The following is a 304-nucleotide window of genomic DNA, read 5'->3' as shown; positions in this document are numbered from 1 at the left end:
AAGAAGGTCATCCTCGTAACGAAGCGGTAGAAGCACAGAAAGCGGGTATGCTAACAGAGTGGAAACAGAAAAGTGGTTATCACAAACGCTCACTATCAGAAACCGCGATGTATCGATATAAAACCTTAGTCAGTAACCGATTGAGCCTAAGATGTCACGATGCTCAGGTGGCGGAAATGTTAGTTGGGGTTAAGATAATGAACAAGGTCATTGGGCTCGGTATGCCTGTTCGTCAGGCAACTGATTAATTGGCTGGAGCGCCTGACAATAAAGGGACTGAAGCAGTTATTTGATCAACAACGCC

At 45.4% G+C, this 304-nt stretch carries 1 pseudogene; it reads left to right on the top strand.

The features are described 5' to 3' along the window. Positions 1 to 248: pseudogene (locus tag ACXAG2_RS20910) on the top strand (IS5/IS1182 family transposase); the annotation flags it as partial. Positions 249 to 304: the final 56 nt, after the last annotated feature.

The organism is Alteromonas sp. ABH4_456 (assembly GCF_056160645.1).
The sequence above is the reverse complement of the archived record's forward strand: the minus strand, read 5'-3'. Positions and strand labels throughout refer to the sequence as shown.